Here is a 249-nt window from a genome sequence, read left to right as displayed (position 1 = left end):
ATTTTGTTTTACCGCAAATTGATTGATTTCAAATCTTTGATTTTCTACTGTTTGTTTATCAGTACTAACTCTGATGTATCCGTATATCATATTTTTATGGGTAAAAATAGCTTATTTTAATTGACCGTTATTGAGAGGACGTGATGTTAAACGATATTCTTATGAATTTGCTGATTTTTACATTATTGCAACATTTCCAAGTTTAAAAATTGACATTGAAGAATATCCGTCTGTGAAACAGCATCTTAT

Annotated in this window: 1 protein-coding gene; it reads right to left on the bottom strand. The window is 28.1% G+C overall.

The window, feature by feature from the left end; genetic code table 11:
- A partial coding sequence (locus tag ACHRVL_RS23090) for a recombinase family protein (protein ID WP_395415604.1) occupies window positions 1–90 on the bottom strand: 90 nt, incomplete at its 3' end.
- Window positions 91–249: the final 159 nt, after the last annotated feature.

The organism is Flavobacterium sp. FlaQc-28, from assembly GCF_044007415.1.
In the GTDB taxonomy this organism is placed as follows: Bacteria; Bacteroidota; Bacteroidia; order Flavobacteriales; family Flavobacteriaceae; genus Flavobacterium.
This window is presented reverse-complemented; position numbering and strand designations above follow the sequence as displayed.